We start from the raw sequence: 17,136 nt of genomic DNA, 5'->3' as shown, positions 1-17,136 counted from the left end.
GGGGCGGCCCAGGGCGCGGAGCGGCGGATTGGCGTTACGGCGTGCGGCGATTGTCGGCGACGAAGGCCTGTACCGCGGCCAGCTCGGCCGGCAGCACCGTGTAGCGCTCCTCACGCTCGAGCAGGTCGTCCATGTGCGCCGGTAGGGGCACGCCGGAAAAACCGGCCTTGACCACCGCATCGGCGAACTTGGCCGGATGCGCGGTGGCCAGGGTGATCATCGGCGTGGCGGCGTCCGCCCGGCAGACCTCGGCGGCGCGGTAGCCGGTGGCGGTATGCGGGTCGAGCAGCTCCTTGGTGCGATGGTGCGCCTCGCGAATCACCTCGAGAATCGTCGCGTCGTCGACGCTATGGCTGGCGAATTTCTCGCGCAACCGGGCCAGCGGCGCCTCGGCCAGCGCGGCGGGCTCTTGCTGGAAGCGTTCGAGCAACGCGCGTACCGCATCGCCGTCGTGCTCGTAGGCGTCGAACAGCAGCCGCTCGAAGTTCGACGACACCACGATGTCCATCGACGGCGCCAGGGTCGCCGCGAGTTCACGCTTGGCGAAGTCGTTGTCGGCGAGCGTGCGGTGCAGGATGTCGTTGGCGTTGGTGGCGATCACGAACTGCTTGACCGGCAGCCCCATCTTGTAGGCCATGTAGCCGGCGAAGACGTTGCCGAAGTTGGCCGAGGGCACGCAGAAGCTGATCTCGCGATGCGGCGCACCGAGCGCCACGCCGGCGGCGACGTAGTAGACGACCTGGGCCATGATCCGCGCCCAGTTGATCGAGTTGACCGCCACCAGCCGCGTGCCGTTGAGAAATGCCTGATCGGCGAAGCTGGCCTTGACCATCGCCTGGGCGTCGTCGAAGTTGCCCTCGATGGCGATGTTGAAGACGTTGTCGGCGAGTACCGAGGTCATCTGCCGGCGCTGCACTTCCGAGACGCGGTTGTGCGGGTGCAGGATGAAGATGTCGAGGTTGTCGCAATGCCGGCAGCCCTCGATCGCCGCCGAGCCGGTATCGCCGGAGGTGGCACCCATGATCACCGCGCGCTCGCCGCGCTTGATGAGGAAGTGATCGAGGATCCGGCCGAGCAGTTGCAGGGCGACATCCTTGAACGCCAGGGTCGGGCCGTGGAACAGCTCGAGCAGGAAGTGATTGCTGTCGAGCTGATTGAGCGGCACCACTGCCTCGTGACTGAACGTCGCGTAGGCGTCGCGGACGATGTCGCGGAAGGTCGCGTCGTCGATCTCGCCGCCGACGAACGGCTTCATCACCCGGAAGGCGATCTCGGCGTAGGACAGCCCGGCCATCGCCGCGAGCTCGTCGCGGGATAGCGTCGGCACGCTCTCGGGCACGTAGAGCCCGCCATCGCTGGCCATGCCGGTGAGTACCACGTCTTCGAAGTTAAGCGCGGGCGCCTGCCCACGCGTGCTGATGTAGCGCATGTATTCACTCCGTGAGTGACGAGCTGCGAGCCTCAAGCTTCGAGCGCTCGTAGCTCGTAGCTCGTAGCTCGTAGCTCGTAGCTCGTAGCTCGTAGCTGAAGTTATTCGTCTTCGTTGAGGCTTTCCACGCGGATCCGCGTGACCGGGCCGGCGATGTCCGACAACGACTCGAGCTGGCGGATCACCTCGTTCATCTGTTTCTCGCGGGTACGATGGGTGAGCAGGATGATCGGCACCAGCTCGCCCTCGGTGGCTTCCTTCTGGATGATCGCCTCGATCGAGATGCCCTGCTCGGAGAGGATCGTCGCCACCCGCGCCAGCACCCCGGGACGATCCACCGCCAGCAGCCGCAGGTAGTAGGCGGTGACGATGTCCTCCATCGGCAGGATCGGCAGGCTGTCGTCGCCCTCGGTGATGCCGCTGAAGGCCAGGTAGGGCACCCGGTAATGATGCTCGGTGGCGATGTCGCGAGCCACATCGAGCAGGTCCGCGACCACCGCCGAGGCTGTCGGCTCGGCGCCGGCACCGGCGCCGTAGTAGAGCGTCGGGCCGACGGCGTCGCCCATCACCGCGATGGCGTTCTTGACGCCGTGAACGCTGGCCAGCAGCCGCTCCTTGGGGATCAGCGTGGGGTGCACGCGCAGTTCGAGCCCGGCATCGGTGCGCTTGGATATCCCCAGGTGCTTGATGATGTAACCCAGGTTGTCGGCCTGATCGACGTCCTCGGCGGTGATCCGCGAGATGCCCTCGGTGTAGGCCTTCTCGAACTGCAGCGGCACGCCGTAGGCGATCGAGGCGAGGATGGTCAGCTTGTGGGCGGCGTCGATGCCCTCGACGTCGAAGGTCGGGTCGGCCTCGGCGTAGCCCAGCGCCTGGGCCTCGGCGAGCACGTCCTCGAAGGCCCGGCCCTCGTCGCGCATGTGGGTGAGGATGTAGTTGCCGGTGCCGTTGATGATGCCCGCCAGCCACTCGATGCAGTTGGCGCCCAGGCCTTCACGAATCGACTTGATCACCGGGATGCCGCCGGCCACCGCCGCCTCGAAGGCGACGATCACGCCCTTGTCGTGAGCGGCCCGGAATATCTCGTTGCCGTGCACGGCGATCAGCGCCTTGTTGGCGGTGACCACATGCTTGCCGTTGCTGATCGCCGTCAGCACCAGCTCGCGGGCGACGTCGTAGCCGCCGATCAGCTCGACCAGCACGTCGACGTCGGGGTTTTGCGCCACCTCGAAGATATCGGCGGTGACCTTGACCCCGGTGGTGTCGCAATCGGGATTGTCGCGCCGCGCCGCGACCTGCTCAATGACGATCGGCCGCCCCGCGCGACGTGCAATCTCGTCGGCATTGCGCATCAGTACATTGAACGTGCCGCTACCGACGGTCCCCAGTCCACAGATCCCCACTCTCACCGGTTTCAACGTCGTGCTCCCCTATCTTGTATGGATGATCTCGATCCGGCCTTGGCGACCGATCACTGTGTCCAACGCGTCCGCTCTCAGCCGGACTTGCGTGTGTCGAGGCCAAGCATGTTGGCCAGCCGCTCGGCGGGGACGTAGCCCGGCACCATGCGCCCGTCGGGCAGCACGATGGCGGGTGTGCCCTGCACGCCCAGCTCGAGCCCCAGATGATACTGCTCCGGGACCGGATTGTCGCAGTCGGGGGCGTTGCTCAGCGTATCGCCACGCTTGGCCGCGCTCAGCGCCTCGGCGGGATTGGCGGCGCACCACACCTGGGCGAGCTGGCGTGCGCCGTCGGACTGCAGGCCGCTGCGCGGAAAGGCCAGGTATTGAACCTCGATGCCCATCTCGTTGAGCCGCGGCACTTCCTCGTGGAACTTGCGGCAGTACGGACAGGTGACGTCGGTGAATACCTGGATGACGGCCCGGGGCTTCTCGCTGCCGCGGAAGATGATGCGTTCGTCTTCGGGCACGGCGGCCAGCCGTTCGGCACGCTCGGCGTTATTGGCCTGCTGGGTCAGGTTGACCAGGCCTTCCGGGCGATTGGCGATCAGCTCGCCGACGATGAAGTGATCGCCGGCGGCATTGCTGTAGAAGGTTTCACCGCTTTTCAGGCGCACTTCGTAGATGCCCTCCAGCGGGGTCTCGCTGACCCGCTCGACCGGCATCGGCTCGCCCTTGACCGTGAGTTTCTCGGCGAGCGCGTCGGCCTCGGGCGTCGCCGCCTGGGAGAGCGCCGCGATCGACAGAGTGGCGACAGCCAACAGGCCGGCTAGCAGAGTGCGTGACGTTCGATGCATGATTCAACCTCGAGGATGGTGTTCGGCGTGCAGCGCCTCCAGGCGCGCCTGTGCCACATGGGTATAGATCTGCGTGGTCGATAGGTCGCTATGTCCCAGCAACAGCTGTACGACCCGCAGGTTGGCCCCATGATTCAACAAGTGCGTGGCGAAAGCATGGCGCAGCGTGTGCGGCGACAGCGGTTTATCGATCCCGGCCAGGCGCGCGTAATGCTTGATGCGGTGCCAGAAGGTCTGGCGGGTCATGAAGCCGTCGCGGCGTCCCGGAAACAACGGCGCCTGGCGAATGTCATCCATCAACTGGCCGCGCCCGCCGCGCAGATAGCGCTCGGTCCAGCGCTGGGCCTCCTCGCCCATCGGCACCAGACGCTCCTTGTCGCCCTTGCCCAGCACCCGCACCACGCCCTGGCGCAGATTGACGCTGTCCTGGCGCAGGCCGACGAGTTCCGAGACGCGCAGCCCGCAGGCGTACAGCAGCTCGAGCATCGCCCGGTCGCGCAGCCCCAGCGGCGTATCGACGTCGGGCGCCTCTAGCAGTCGCTCGACCTCGGCCTCGTCGAGGGTGTCGGGCAACTTGGCGTGCACCCGCGGCAGGCGTACTTCCGTCAGCGGATCAGCATCGCACAATCCCTGGGCCAGCGCCCAGCGGTAGAAACGCCTGAGACTCGACAACAGCCGCGCGTTGCTGCGCAACTGATAGCCCGTCTCGCGCCGCGCGTCCAGCCAGTCGGGCAACGCCTCGCCTCCCGGCTCGAGCAGTCCGACGCGGCGCTGTGCCAGGCACGTGCACCAGGCCAGCAGGTCATGACGATAAGCGCTCAGCGTATGCTCGCTGGCGCCCTGGTCGAGCCACAGGGCGTCGAGAAAGGCATCGATCAGCTGCGAGTCGTCATCGTCACCGCCCATGGTGTCGTCCTATACCGTCGCAACGGGCCCGGTACGCAGGGGCCAGATATGAAAAACCCCGCCCCGCATGATGCGGCGACGGGGTCGCGTGGCTCGCTGAAGCGGGCTTATCAGGCCAGCTTTTCCTTGATGCGCGCCGACTTGCCGCTGCGCTCGCGGAGGTAGTAGAGCTTGGCCTGGCGTACGTCACCGCGACGCTTGACCTCGATGGTGGCCACCTGCGGGCTGTAGGTCTGGAAGGTACGCTCGACGCCGACGCCGTGGGATACCTTGCGCACGGTGAAGGCGGAGTTCAGGCCGCGGTTGCGCTTGCCGATCACCACGCCTTCGAAGGCCTGGAGACGCTCGCGCGTACCTTCGACGACCTTGACCTGCACGACGACGGTGTCACCGGGGGAGAATTCCGGGACGGCCTTTTCCATCTGCTCGGCCTCGAGTGCCTGGATCACCTTGTTCTTGCTACTCATGATGCAACTCCTTGACTGATGTTCTTGCCGGCGGGCGCATCGACACGCTTGATGTCTGTGCGCATTTCGCTGCGATCGTTTCGCGACCGCGCTACGCCCGCCTGGCGTGTGATCCCGACGCTCGACGACGCGGGAACGAGTATATGGGTGACGCGTGGCGTTCGCTCTAGCCGGTCTCGACCGGCCCCGGGCCACGCTCCTCCGCCGGGTCGGCGTATTCGGCGATGAAGGCCTCGAGCAGTTCACGCTGCTCGGCGTTCAACGCCTGATTCTGCAACAACTCGGGGCGCCTGAGCCAGGTGCGCCCCAACGACTGCTTGAGGCGCCAGCGGCGAATCATTTCGTGGTTGCCGCTGAGCAGCACGTCCGGCACCTGACGCCCGTCGATCGTCTCGGGACGAGTATAGTGCGGACAGTCCAGCAAACCATCGCTGAACGAGTCCTCAACGGCGGACCCCTGATGGCCGAGCACCCCCGGCACCAGGCGGGCCGCCGCATCGATCAGCACCATCGCCGGTAGCTCGCCGCCGCTCAGCACGTAGTCGCCGATCGAGACCTCTTCATCGATGTCGCTTTCCACGACGCGTTCATCGATGCCTTCATAACGTCCCGCGACCAGCACCAGGGGGCCGCTGGCCGCCAACTCCTGCACGCCGCGCTGGTCCAGCGGCCGGCCCTGCGGCGACAGGTAGACCACCTTGGGCGTAGCGCCGAAGCGTCGCTCACCCCGCTCGCGCGCCGCATGAATCGCCTGGCGCAGCGTGGCGACCTTCATCAGCATCCCCGGGCCGCCGCCGTAAGGCCGGTCGTCGACCGTGCGATGGCGGTCCGTGGCGTAATCCCGCGGGTTCCAGAACTCGATGTCCAGAAGCCCCTGGCTAACCGCTCGGCCGGTCACCCCGAAGCCGGTCACGGCTTCGAACATGCCCGGAAACAGTGAGACGACACCAATCCACACGGCAGATCCATAGCGCCCCTGAGCGACGCATTCGGGCCCGTCGCTCGACCGGGCAGCCCCGATGCTAGAAATCCGGATCCCAGTCGACCGTCAGCCGGCCGGCTTCGAGATCCGCCTCGCGAATCACCTCGTCGGGCAAAAACGGCAACAACCGCTCCTTGCCATCGAGGCTGCGCTCGTCGCCCTGAACCACCAGGACATCGTTGGCGCCGGTCTCGAACAGGTAATTCACGTAGCCCAGATCGACGTCCTGCAGGGTCACGACCCGCAGGCCCTCGAGCTGATACCAATAGTAATCACCGGCATCGAGCGTCGGCAGCGTCTGCTTGGGCAGCAGGATCTCCGCCCCCGCCAGCAGTTCGGCCTGCTCCCGCGAATCGATGCCCTCAAGGCTGGCCACCAGGCCCTTGCCCTGACGGCGCCCCTGAATCAGGCGTCGGGTCACGCGTTCGCCGCGCTGTACGACGACCCATTCGGGGTACTCGAGGATGCCGTCCATCGGGCTGGTGTACGAATACACCTTCAGCCAGCCCTTAACGCCGTAGGGGCTGGTCAGCTTGCCCAGTACGACATAATCGTCCGGCGCACCGGCAGCATTCTTCGCGTTACTCGGCATGCCGGGCAACGCCTCAGGCCTGTTGCTTGCGGGCTTCTTTGATCAGCTCGGCGACACGATCGGAAACCTGGGCTCCGAGGCTCTGCCAATGGCTGACGCGCTCGAGATCAACACGCAGACGCTCTTCCTGGCCGCGGGCGACCGGGTTGAAGAAGCCGACGCGCTCGATGAAACGACCATCGCGAGACTTGCGCGAGTCGCTGACGGCCAGATGATAGAAGGGACGCTTCTTGGCGCCACCCCGTGCCAGACGAATGGTAACCATTGCGTTACTGTCCTTCGGTTGTATTCAGAAATTACGCCACAGTGATGACTGCGGCTGCAGTCATTCGCCGCGCATGCGCGCAGCTTGCCACGAAGACGCAGCATTCTACGGAAAACGGCCGGCGTTGGAAACCTTTTTCCGTAGCGGTCCTGGCGTTCGGCAAACGCTCAGCGGCGCGGAAAACCACCCGGGCCGCCCATGCCTCCCATACCGCCGGGACCACCCATTCCGCCTGAGCCGCCCATCCCGGGCATTCCGCCCATGCCGCGCATCATCTTCTGCATGCCGCCCTTCTTGCCGACCTTCTTCATCATCTTCTGCATCTGCTTGTGCTGCTTGAGCAGGCGATTGAGGTCGGGCACCTGCAGGCCGGCGCCGGCGGCGATGCGGCGCTTGCGCGAGCCGTTGATCACTTCCGGCTTGTGGCGCTCCTTGGGGGTCATCGAATTGATCAGCGCCTCGAGCTTGCCCAGCTCCTTCTCCATTCCCGGGCCCTGGGCCGCCTCGGCCATCTGCCCCATACCGGGCAGCTTGCTCATCAGGCCGCCCATGCCGCCCATCTTCTTGAGCTGCTGGAGCTGGTCGCGGAAATCCTCGAGATCGAAGCCGTCGCCCTTCTTGACCTTCTTGGCAAGCCGCTCGGCCTTGCTCTTGTCGACGCTGCGCTCGGCCTCCTCGATCAGCGACAGCATGTCGCCCATGCCGAGGATCCGCGACGCCACGCGATCGGGATGGAACGGCTCCAGGGCATCGACCTTCTCGCCCATGCCCATGAACTTGATCGGCTTGCCGGTGACGTGGCGTACCGATAGCGCCGCCCCGCCCCGCGCATCACCGTCGGCCTTGGTCAGGACGACCCCGGTCAGCGGCAGCGCATCATGAAAGGCCTTGGCGGTGTTGGCGGCGTCCTGGCCGGTCATGGCGTCGACGACGAACAGCGTCTCCTGCGGCATCAACGCCTTATGCAGCGCTTGGATCTCGTCCATCATGTCGCTGTCGACATGCAGGCGACCGGCGGTATCGACGATCACCACATCGTGGAACTGGATCTTGGCGTGCTTGATCGCGGCGTTGGCGATCGCCACCGGCTGCTGGTCGCTGGTAGAAGGGAAGAAATCGACCTCGACCTCCTTGGCCAGGGTCTCGAGCTGATCGATTGCCGCCGGGCGGTAGACGTCGGCGGAAACCACCAGCACCTTCTTCTTCTCGCGTTCGCGAAGGAAGCGCGCCAGCTTGGCCACCGAGGTAGTCTTGCCCGCGCCCTGCAGACCCGCCATCAGGATCACCGACGGCTGCGTCTTGAGTTCGAGCGGCACGTTGCCTTCGCCCATGATCGCCTCGAGTTCCTGCTGGACGATCTTGACGAACTGCTGGCCCGGCGACAGGCTCTTCGAGACTTCCTGACCCACTGCCCGCTCGCGCACGCGCTCGATGAACGCCTTGACCACCGGCAGCGCGACGTCGGCCTCGAGCAGCGCGCGGCGCACCTCGCGCAGCGTGTCCTTGATGTTATCCTCGGTCAGTCGCGCCTGACCGGTAATCGACTTGAGCGTCTTCGACAGACGATCCGAGAGACTCTCGAACATGTGACTCTCCGGCTATGGATGCACGGTGCCCGACATGGGCGGGACGGGGTCGTCACGCCACGGGCACGACGCGTTTGGGCGGCGATTATACGCGTTCAGGCGGCGTCTCTCCATGCTCGCGAGCGATGCAGGCTGGGCGCGCGCAGCACAATTCGCTATAGTGGCGCGCGTATCGATTCGCTTTTCCATCCAGCTCCCGGGTCGGCAGGACCTTTCATGCAGGCGTTCCCCTTCGCTATCTTGGCCATGGTCTTCTACGTCGCCGGCGGCGTCTGCCAGGGCCTGGCGCTGACCCGGCGCGTGCCGCCGCACCCGATCCTGGTGCGCGCCCTCGGGGTGCTCGCCGTGGCCTGCCATAGCGTGGTGGTGACCGCCGCCCTGGACGATCTCGGCGAGCTGAGCCTGGGCATCTCGGCCAGCGCCTCGCTGGTCAGCTGGCTGGTCGCGATCCTGATATTGCTGACGAGCCTCTTCAAACCGGTGCTGAGCGCCGCCGTGGCGCTGTTCCCGATCGCCGCCGCGACCGTACTGTTAGCCACGGAGTTGCCGGTCGGCAGTCATCGGGCCGGCCTCACTCCGGGGATCATGGTGCATATCCTGACCTCGATCGTGGCCTTCGCGGTGTTCGCCATCGCCGCCGTCCAGGCGTTCCTGATGGCGCGCCAGAACCAGGCGCTGCGCCATCACCACACGCGCGGGCTGGTGCAGTCGCTGCCGCCGCTGACGACCATGGAGCGGGTGCTGTTCGAACTGATCTGGGTCGGCATGGTACTGCTCACGGCGGCGATCGTCAGCGGCGTCGTGTTCCTCGACAACCTCTTCGCCCAGCATCTGGTCCACAAGACGGTCCTTTCCTTTGCCGCCTGGGTGATTTTCGCCACGCTGCTCGCCGGCCGCCACTTCCTGGGCTGGCGCGGCAACCGCGCGGCACGCTGGACGCTGGGCGGCTGCGCGCTGCTGCTGCTGGCCTATTTCGGCAGTAAATTTGCCCTCGAAGTGGTCTTCGACCGAGTCTGAAAGCCCGCATCGGCGCTCCGTCGCCTTGACACCGGGGCGCTCGATTCCCTACAAACGAGCTTGATACGCGATTGAGGACTCTTCGATCTTGAGCGACGACATCCCCTTGGGACTGCTGTTCGGCCTGCTTTTCTTACTTATTTGCCTGTCTGCCTTCTTCTCGAGTTCCGAGACCGGCATGATGTCGATCAATCGCTACCGGCTGAGCCATCAGGCGAAGAGTGGCGAGCGGCGCGCCCAGCGAGTCATGCGCCTGCTGTCACGTCCCGATCGACTGATCGGGGTGATCCTGATCGGCAACAACTTCGTCAACAACCTGGCGGCCTCGATCGGCACCATCATCGCCATTCACTTCTTCGGCGAAGTATCGGGCCCGGCCATCTCCACCCTGGCGCTGACCATCGTCGTGCTGATCTTCGCCGAGGTCACCCCCAAGACCTACGCGGCGATCAAGCCCGAACGCATTGCCTATCCGGCGTCGCTGGCCCTGGAACCGCTGCTCAAGGGACTCTATCCGCTGGTCTGGCTGGTCAATGCGATGTCCAACGGCCTGCTGCGCATGCTCGGGGTCAAGAACATCGAGGGCGGCGCCGACAACCTGACCCGCGACGAATTGCGCACGGTGGTCCACGAAGCCGGCACCATGATTCCGCGTCGCCACCAGGCGATGCTGCTGTCGATCCTCGATCTCGAGAACGTCACCGTCAACGACATCATGGTGCCGCGCCACGAGATCGCCGGCATCGACCTCGACGATGACCTGGAGAGCATCCTCGCCCAGATTCGCGCCAGCCAGCATACCCGCGTGCCGGTCTACAAGGGCGACATCAACAACATCATCGGCATCCTGCATCTACGCAACGCGGCGCGTTTCCTGTCCAAGAGCGAAGTGACCAAGGCGGCGATCGTCCAGGAGGCGCGCGAGCCCTACTTCATTCCCGAATCGACACCGCTGCATACCCAATTGCTCAACTTCCAGCAGCAGAAACGGCGCATCGGCATCGTCGTCGACGAGTATGGCGATGTGGAGGGATTGGTCACGCTGGAGGATATCCTCGAGGAGATCGTCGGCGAATTCACCACCGACGTCGCCGGCATGCACAAGGAAATCCACCTCCAGGACGACGGCAGCTACATCATCGAGGGCACCGCCAACATCCGCGAGATCAACAAGATGCTCGGCTGGCAGTTGCCCACCGACGGGCCCAAGACCCTCAATGGCCTGATCATCGAGCATCTCGAGTCGTTCCCCGACGCGCCGGCCTGCCTGCAACTGGGCACGACGCGTATGGAGATCATTCAGGTCAAGGACAATCTAATCACCGCGGCGCGCTGCTGGCAGCCGGTACGCCGCGCCCGGCTCGCCTACTGACGCCCCTTAGCCGCCTTGCAGGCCAGGCTCTGCTCGGCGTTTTCCTTGAGCGCGCGCACCCGCGCCTCGAGCGTCGCGCGGTCGGCCTGCCCCGGTGACAACGCCTCGCCGAACACCAGCGCGACCCGCGGCCGAAAGCGCCGCGGCAGCTTGGTGAAGGCCCTGCCATCGCAATGCGAGGTCCATGACCCCCACAACCCGGCCAGCGCCGCGGGCACCACCGGTACCGCGTCGCGGCGCAGGATCATGTCGACCCCGCGGCGGAAATACTGCACCTCGCCGTCGGTGGTCAGGCGCCCCTCGGGAAACAGCATCACCACTTCACCGTCGCGCAGCGCCCGGCTGACCTCCTGCATGGCGCGGCGCACACCGCCGGGATCGCGTCGCTCGGAATCCACCGGAATCGCCCCCGCCAGCCGGAAGAACCAGTTCAGCCCCGGCGACTCGTAGATCGGCCGGTCCATCAGAAAGCGCAGCGGACGCGGGCTGGCACCGCCGATCACCAGCGCATCCATGAAGCTGACATGATTGCAGACCACCAGCGCCGGGCCTTCCGCGGGGATATGGCCACGTCCGACGAAGCGCAGTCGATAGAGTACCCGCGTCAGAGCAAAGATCGACAGCCTGAGCACTGCGCGTGGGTTGATCGTCAGGGCCACGAGGCCGATCAGCAGGGCAATGCCCGCCAGCCAGGCGAAGAAGACGTTGAGCGAAACGTCGAGTACGCTCAGCAGCAGAATGCCGAAGCCCGCGGCGAGCACCATGAACAGCGCATTGAGCAGATTGTTGGCGGCGATCATCCGCGCCCGCTGGCCCTCGGCGCTGATCACCTGCACCAGGGTGTAGAGCGGCACGATATACAACCCGCCGCCGACGCCGACCAGCGCCAGCGCCAGCGACATCGCCCAAAAGCCCGGGATGGCCAGCAGCGCGGCGAGGGTCGTCGTCTCGCCGACCAGCGCCGACTGTTCGGCAAACGCCAGCCCGGCGGCGGCGATCAATAACGCCCCCAGCGGCACCAGACCCAGCTCGAGGCGCCCCGCGGACAGCCGCGAACACAGCATGGCGCCGCTGCCCACGCCCAGTGCGAAGGCGCCGAGCAGCCAGCTGACGGCGCTTTCGCCGCCGTGGACGACGTCGCGCACCCACGCCGGCAACTGGGTCAGATAGCAGGTACCCAAAAACCAGAACAGGCTGATGCCCAGCAGGGCGCGGAAGATCCGCGGCTGACGCCAGCTGTCGCGCAGGACCGCGACACTGCCGGCAAACGGCCGCCAGCCGACCGGGCCCGGGTCGCTGGATGGCGCCGGCGGCACGGCCAGGCTGGTGGCATAGCCGAGCAAGGCCACGCCGATCAGCGTGACGGCGATCGCCAGCCGCGCGGTACGCTCGTCGAACGAAGTCAGCACCCCCGCCAGCAGGGTGCCCAGCAGGATCGACACGAAGGTGCCCAGATTGACCCAGGCGTTGCCGCGCACCAGCTCGGTGCGCGGCAAATGCTGCGGCAGGATCGAGTACTTGACCGGCCCGAACAGCGCCGACTGGGTGCCCATCATGAATAGCAGGCCGAGCAGCAGCAGGAACTGCTCGAACCACACTGCCGTCGCCGCCAGGCACATGGTGACCAGCTCGAGCAGCTTGAGCCGGCGCACCAGGCGCTGCTTGTCGAGGCGGTCGGCCAGCGTGCCGCCCCAGGCCGAGAACAGCAGGAAGGGCAGGATGAACAGCCCCGCCGCGAGGTTGTTGAGCAGGCCGGTGTCCCAGCCATGGCGCGGCACCGCGACGAAGGTCAGCAGCAGCAGCAAAACGTTCTTGAAGACGTTGTCGTTGAAGGCCCCCAGCGCCTGGGTCCAGAAGAACGGGGCGAAATAGCGACGCGCCAGTAACGATCGGCTCACGGCGTCCTCGGGCTGTGCCTGAGCCCGGCGAGGATGGTGGTCAGGAGCTGATCGAGCAGTTCGCCGACTTCCAGCTGGTGGCCCTGCCAGTAGCCCAGGCGCTCGTTCAGGCCCAGTTGCACCAGGCCGTGGACGCTGCCCCACAGGGTGCGCGCCATGCGTCGCGACTCGAGCGTGTCGAGGTCCGGCTGGTACTCCTTGAGGGTCGCTTCGACACGGGTGAACAGGCCCTCGATCATGCTGCTCTGACGTTGGTCGAGCTCGCCCTCCTGGGCCAGCGGGTAATCGAACAGCAGCTGCCAGCGGTAGGGGTCCTGGCGGGCGAATTGCCAGTAGGCGGTCGCCAGGGCCTTGAGGCGCGGCTCCGGCGCGGCCTCGCCCATCCCCTCGATGGCTCCGCGCAAGCGCTCGAGGGTTTCGATATTGACGTACTGCAGCAGATTGTTGAAGCTGCCGTACAGCTTCAGCAAAGTACTGGGCGCGCAGCCGATTTCCCGAGCCAGCGCACGCAGCGAGAGCGTATGCACGGGCTGTTCACGCAGCCAGCCATCGCATGCCGTCATGACCTGGGCATGCAACGCTTCGGGCGCATGCTGTCTGGGACGTGCCATTGAGTTCCTCGTCTCGTCGCCCGCCCGAAGTTGGACGGCGTGGTCGAACACTGTTTTCACACCAGCATATCGACACCGTGCGCAAACGCAAGCCCGCCGACCTACGGCCGCGTCGTGCATTGACAACCTTATCACCGCGCGCCAGCGCACCGCCCCAGGAGAGCCCATGGCCGGACGCCTGCACATCGCCGCGCACCCGCTCGCCGAACTGCTGGACGAACTGCACGTCGACCAGCCGCTGCAGTCCAGCCCCAATCGCGCCCCGCGCAATCCGCTATCGATCATTCGCCAGGCAGGCTCCGAACGGCATCTGACCACGGCGTTCTGGGGACTGACGCCACCCTGGCTCAAGGTGCTCGATCATGCGCCGCATTGCGCGCGCGCCGAGTCGCTCGACGAACGCGCCATGTTCCGTGAAGCCTTTGCCGCGCGGCGCTGCGTGATCCCGGTCAGTGGCGTCTACCTGTGGAAGACCCAGCCACGCATGAAGCAGCCGTTCCTGATCACCCGGGTCGACCGCGGCCCGCTGCTGCTGGCCGGGTTGTGGTGCCGATACCACACCACGCTGACCGCCTATAACGACTCCACGGCGCTGATCACCGTGCCGGCCAACCCTTTGCTGGCCCCGCTCAGCGACCGTTTTCCGGCATTGATAGCACCGCAACGCCTCGCCGAATGGCTCGACCCGGCGACGCCGCTGTCCAAGGTGCGTGACGGTCTATCGCCGGCGCCCTTGGAACTGTTGGGCGCTTTTCCTGTATCAAGGCAGGTAAACGATCCCGCCAACCAGGATTGGGCCTGCGGACGCCCCACCGGCAAGATGGTCCGTTGGCATAGCGAACAGGAGACATGATGCACCCACTGCGACCCCGGCCCGGCGCCCTTGCGCTACTGCTCGGCCTGCTGTTCAGCCTACCGGCAGCGGCCGACGACGGCGCCACGCCCGCGACAGCCGCAACGGCCGACTCCAGCACCCCGATCGTCAGCCCCAACGACAGCCGCGACTACCGTACCCTGACGCTGGACAACGGACTCGAGGTATTGCTGATCAGCGATCCCGACGCCGACAAGGCCGCCGCGGCCATGAACGTCGCCGTCGGCAGCAGTCAGAACCCCGAGGCCATTCCCGGTCTGGCGCACTTTCTCGAGCACATGCTGTTCCTGGGCACCGAGCGCTACCCGAAAGCCGACAGCTACCAGCAATTCATCAACCAGCACGGCGGCAGCCACAACGCCTTCACCGCCAGCCGCGACACCAACTATTTCTTCGATATCGAGCCCGGCGCACTCGAGGGTGCGCTCGATCGCTTCAGCCAGTTCTTCATCGCCCCGCGCTTCAACGCCGGGTATGTCGATCGTGAGCGCCACGCCGTGCATTCCGAGTATCAGGCCCGGCTGCGTGACGATGGGCGGCGCATCAACGAGGCGATGAACCAGGCGCTCAATCCCGAGCACCCCTCGACACGCTTCGCCGTGGGCAGCCTCGAGACGCTCGACGATGACAGCCAGCCGCTGCGCAAATCGCTGATCGATTTCTATAAGACCCATTACGGGGCCCACGTCATGGATCTGGTGGTGGTCGCCCCGCAATCGCTTCAGACCCTGGAAGACTGGGTCCGCGACGACTTCGCCGCCATCCCCGATCGCGGCCTGACCAGACCCACGCTGCCCCAGCCGCTGCTGACCGACGAGCAGCTGCCGACCCGGCTCGCGGTCAAGAGCCTCGAGGACAGTCGCCGGGTGCGCTTCGCCTTTCCGATCGCCGACCCGCAGCAGGACTATCGCCACAAGTCGCTCGACTATCTGGCCAACCTGCTCGGCCACGAGGGCCAGGGCAGCCTGCTGGCCGCGCTGCGCGAAGCCGGCTGGGCCGATGGACTGTCGGCGGGCAGTGCGCAGGGCGACGGTGACGACGCGCTGTTTGTGGTCGACATCAGCCTGACGCCCCAAGGCGCCGAGCGGCTCGACCGCATCCAGGCCAGCCTGTTTGCGATGATCGAGCGCATCCGCAACGCCGGGCTCGACGCCTGGCGCTATCAGCAACAGGCCCGCCTCGCCGAGCAGGCCTTTCGCTTCCAGCAGCGCGGCGAGCCCATCAGTCTAGCCAGCAGCCTGGCGATGAACATGGCCTATTACCCGCTCGAGGACGTCCAGTACGGGCCGTACCGCATGGATGGCTACCAGCCCGACGAGCTGCGCAAGATCCTAGCCAAGCTCACCCCCGAGCGCCTGCTGCGCATTTACAGCGGTCCCGACGTCGAAGGCGACAAGACCACCGAATGGTTCGACGCGCCCTACCGGCTATCGCGGGTCGACGAATGGCCCGCGGCCGAACCGCTCGACGGCCTGGCATTGCCCGGCCCCAACCCCTATATCGCCGAGGACCTGAGCCTGTTGTCGCTCGACTCGGCGGCACCCAAGGCCTTGATCGATAAACCCGAGCACGCCCTGTGGTATCGCCCCGACGCGAGCTTCGGCACGCCGCGCGTCGAGTGGCGCTTCAGCCTGCAGAACCCCGCCGCGGCTCATAGCGCGCACGACGCCGCCCTCACCCGGTTGCTCGCCGGCTGGCTCAACGACAGCCTCAACGAGGCGCTCTACCCGGCGCGCCTGGCCGGTCAGTCGTTCAACGCCTATGCCCATGGTCGCGGCATGACGCTGTCATTTTCCGGCTGGCGCGATCATCAGGACAGAGTGATCCAGCGCGTGCTCGAGCAGTTGCGCCACGGCGAGATCGCTGCGGACAGCGTGGCACGCGTCAAGCTCGGGCTCGAGCGTCAGTGGCGCAACGCCCCGCAGGGACCTCTCTATCAGCAAATGCAGCAGACCCTGGGCGATGCGCTGATCCGTCCCAGCTGGTCGAGTCCCGCCCTGCTCGAAGCCATCGGTACGCTCGATGCCGACGACCTGCGCGCCTACCGGCAGCGCTTTCTCGACAGCCTGCACCTCGAAAGCCTGGCGGTCGGCAATCTCGAGCCGGCGCGCGCCCGCCGCGTAGGGCTCGAAGTCGCCAACGCCCTGGCCCCGGGGCTGGCCGACTCGGCGATCCCCGATCTTAAGACGCTGGACGTGCCCGGCGATGCTCCGGTCCTGCATCCGGACTCGACGCGCAACGACAGCGCCGTGCTGCGCTACCTGCAGGGCCGCGACAGCTCACTCGCCAGCCAGGCCCGGCTGGCGGTGCTCGGCCAGTTGATCGAGACGCCCTTCTACGCGCAATTGCGCACCGAGGAGCAGCTCGGCTACATCGTCAACGCCGGCTATCAGCCGCTACTCAAGGCGCCCGGAATCAGCATGCTGGTCCAGTCGCCGAGCACCGATGTGGCGCGAATCCAGTCGCGTATCGATGCCTTCCTCGTCGACTTCGGCAAGCGTCTGGCCGCACTCGACGAAGCGAGCCTCGCCCCCTACCGCCAGGCCGTGCACGACCGGCTGCTCGAGCGCGATTCGTCATTGTCCGAGCTGACCCAGCGGCTGTGGCACGAACTGGCCTACGACGACATCGAGTTCGATCGCCGCGAACGGTTGGCCGAGCGGGTCTCGACCCTCGGGGCCGAGGACATTCGCGAGGCCTGGCAGACGCTTCGAGCGAGCGAGCCGCTGACTCTTACCTTCGCTCCCGGCGACTCGCCCAGCGACATCAATGCCCGGACCGCCGGCTTCGAGGCGTTGCCCGAGCGGCGCTGAGCAATCGCCAGCATGCAAAGCGCCCCGCCGGAGACCCGGCGGGGCGCTTTCGCGTGAGCCCGATTTG

The 17,136-nt window shown here is 66.2% G+C and carries 15 protein-coding genes; 4 read left to right on the top strand and 11 right to left on the bottom strand.

Annotation, left to right across the window (positions count from 1 at the left end; genetic code table 11):
- Positions 1-34 precede the first annotated feature (34 nt).
- The 9 genes from thrC to ffh all read right to left on the bottom strand — a co-directional run bounded on the left by thrC (position 35) and on the right by ffh (position 8,484).
- Positions 35-1,429 (bottom strand): threonine synthase, encoded by a 1,395-nt coding sequence (thrC, locus tag R6258_RS04915; RefSeq protein WP_318448150.1) that lies wholly within the window; start codon positions 1,427-1,429, stop codon positions 35-37.
- A 101-nt stretch (positions 1,430-1,530) separates the two neighbouring features.
- Entirely contained in the window at positions 1,531-2,847 is a 1,317-nt protein-coding gene (locus R6258_RS04910; RefSeq protein WP_318448148.1) for a homoserine dehydrogenase, read from the bottom strand.
- A 77-nt stretch (positions 2,848-2,924) separates the two neighbouring features.
- A complete protein-coding gene (locus R6258_RS04905; protein ID WP_318448146.1) occupies positions 2,925-3,686 on the bottom strand; it encodes a DsbC family protein in 762 nt (253 codons plus the stop codon).
- Between the two features lie 3 nt (positions 3,687-3,689).
- Positions 3,690-4,592, bottom strand: a complete 903-nt coding sequence (gene xerD / locus R6258_RS04900) for a site-specific tyrosine recombinase XerD (RefSeq protein WP_318448143.1) — start codon at positions 4,590-4,592, stop codon at positions 3,690-3,692.
- A 110-nt stretch (positions 4,593-4,702) separates the two neighbouring features.
- Positions 4,703-5,059, bottom strand: a complete 357-nt coding sequence (gene rplS, locus R6258_RS04895) for a 50S ribosomal protein L19 (protein WP_318448141.1) — start codon at positions 5,057-5,059, stop codon at positions 4,703-4,705.
- Positions 5,060-5,225: 166 nt separating this feature from the next.
- The gene (trmD, locus tag R6258_RS04890; RefSeq protein WP_318448139.1) at positions 5,226-6,017 is read right to left on the bottom strand and encodes a tRNA (guanosine(37)-N1)-methyltransferase TrmD; all 792 of its coding nucleotides are present in this window, start codon (positions 6,015-6,017) and stop codon (positions 5,226-5,228) included.
- 64 nt (positions 6,018-6,081) lie between these two features.
- Positions 6,082-6,633, bottom strand: coding sequence for a ribosome maturation factor RimM (rimM, locus tag R6258_RS04885; protein WP_318448136.1), 552 nt, complete (start codon positions 6,631-6,633; stop codon positions 6,082-6,084).
- Positions 6,634-6,646: 13 nt separating this feature from the next.
- Positions 6,647-6,898 (bottom strand): 30S ribosomal protein S16, encoded by a 252-nt coding sequence (rpsP, locus tag R6258_RS04880; protein ID WP_318448133.1) that lies wholly within the window; start codon positions 6,896-6,898, stop codon positions 6,647-6,649.
- 167 nt (positions 6,899-7,065) lie between these two features.
- Positions 7,066-8,484 (bottom strand): signal recognition particle protein, encoded by a 1,419-nt coding sequence (ffh, locus tag R6258_RS04875; protein WP_318448131.1) that lies wholly within the window; start codon positions 8,482-8,484, stop codon positions 7,066-7,068.
- 216 nt (positions 8,485-8,700) lie between these two features.
- On the opposite strand from ffh, the gene R6258_RS04870 reads away from it, so the two are divergent.
- Both R6258_RS04870 and R6258_RS04865 read left to right on the top strand, forming a co-directional pair.
- A complete protein-coding gene (locus R6258_RS04870) occupies positions 8,701-9,501 on the top strand; it encodes an inner membrane protein YpjD (protein ID WP_318448128.1) in 801 nt (266 codons plus the stop codon).
- A gap of 88 nt (positions 9,502-9,589) precedes the next feature.
- Positions 9,590-10,873, top strand: coding sequence for an HlyC/CorC family transporter (locus R6258_RS04865; protein WP_318448126.1), 1,284 nt, complete (start codon positions 9,590-9,592; stop codon positions 10,871-10,873).
- Here the strand turns inward: R6258_RS04865 and R6258_RS04860 are convergent.
- Both R6258_RS04860 and R6258_RS04855 read right to left on the bottom strand, forming a co-directional pair.
- Positions 10,867-12,771, bottom strand: a complete 1,905-nt coding sequence (locus R6258_RS04860) for an MFS transporter (protein ID WP_318448123.1) — start codon at positions 12,769-12,771, stop codon at positions 10,867-10,869. The genes R6258_RS04865 and R6258_RS04860 overlap by 7 nt on opposite strands.
- A complete protein-coding gene (locus R6258_RS04855; RefSeq protein WP_318448121.1) occupies positions 12,768-13,382 on the bottom strand; it encodes a TetR/AcrR family transcriptional regulator in 615 nt (204 codons plus the stop codon). Before R6258_RS04855 ends, R6258_RS04860 begins: the two co-directional genes overlap by 4 nt.
- A 166-nt stretch (positions 13,383-13,548) precedes the next feature.
- Here R6258_RS04855 and R6258_RS04850 point away from each other — a divergent pair, with 166 nt between their 5' ends.
- Positions 13,549-14,235 carry an SOS response-associated peptidase gene (locus tag R6258_RS04850; protein ID WP_318448116.1) on the top strand — a complete coding sequence of 229 codons (687 nt, stop codon included), beginning with the start codon at positions 13,549-13,551 and terminating at the stop codon, positions 14,233-14,235.
- Positions 14,235-17,069 carry an insulinase family protein gene (locus R6258_RS04845; RefSeq protein ID WP_318448113.1) on the top strand — a complete coding sequence of 945 codons (2,835 nt, stop codon included), beginning with the start codon at positions 14,235-14,237 and terminating at the stop codon, positions 17,067-17,069. Before R6258_RS04850 ends, R6258_RS04845 begins: the two co-directional genes overlap by 1 nt.
- Positions 17,070-17,136 lie beyond the last annotated feature (67 nt).

Source organism: Halomonas sp. HP20-15, from assembly GCF_033446685.1.
Lineage (GTDB): Bacteria > Pseudomonadota > Gammaproteobacteria > Pseudomonadales > Halomonadaceae > Modicisalibacter.
The sequence above is the reverse complement of the archived record's forward strand: the minus strand, read 5'-3'. Positions and strand labels throughout refer to the sequence as shown.

Excerpts from the sequence above, each read along its gene's own strand:
- thrC (WP_318448150.1), bottom strand. The coding sequence starts at position 1,429 with ATGCGCTACATCAGCACGCGTGGGCAGGCGCCCGCGCTTAACTTCGAA.
- R6258_RS04905 (WP_318448146.1), bottom strand. The coding sequence starts at position 3,686 with ATGCATCGAACGTCACGCACTCTGCTAGCCGGCCTGTTGGCTGTCGCC.
- xerD (WP_318448143.1), bottom strand. The coding sequence starts at position 4,592 with ATGGGCGGTGACGATGACGACTCGCAGCTGATCGATGCCTTTCTCGAC.
- rplS (WP_318448141.1), bottom strand. The coding sequence starts at position 5,059 with ATGAGTAGCAAGAACAAGGTGATCCAGGCACTCGAGGCCGAGCAGATG.
- rimM (WP_318448136.1), bottom strand. The coding sequence starts at position 6,633 with ATGCCGAGTAACGCGAAGAATGCTGCCGGTGCGCCGGACGATTATGTC.
- rpsP (WP_318448133.1), bottom strand. The coding sequence starts at position 6,898 with ATGGTTACCATTCGTCTGGCACGGGGTGGCGCCAAGAAGCGTCCCTTC.
- ffh (WP_318448131.1), bottom strand. The coding sequence starts at position 8,484 with ATGTTCGAGAGTCTCTCGGATCGTCTGTCGAAGACGCTCAAGTCGATT.
- R6258_RS04870 (WP_318448128.1), top strand. The coding sequence starts at position 8,701 with ATGCAGGCGTTCCCCTTCGCTATCTTGGCCATGGTCTTCTACGTCGCC.
- R6258_RS04855 (WP_318448121.1), bottom strand. The coding sequence starts at position 13,382 with ATGGCACGTCCCAGACAGCATGCGCCCGAAGCGTTGCATGCCCAGGTC.
- R6258_RS04850 (WP_318448116.1), top strand. The coding sequence starts at position 13,549 with ATGGCCGGACGCCTGCACATCGCCGCGCACCCGCTCGCCGAACTGCTG.
- R6258_RS04845 (WP_318448113.1), top strand. The coding sequence starts at position 14,235 with ATGCACCCACTGCGACCCCGGCCCGGCGCCCTTGCGCTACTGCTCGGC.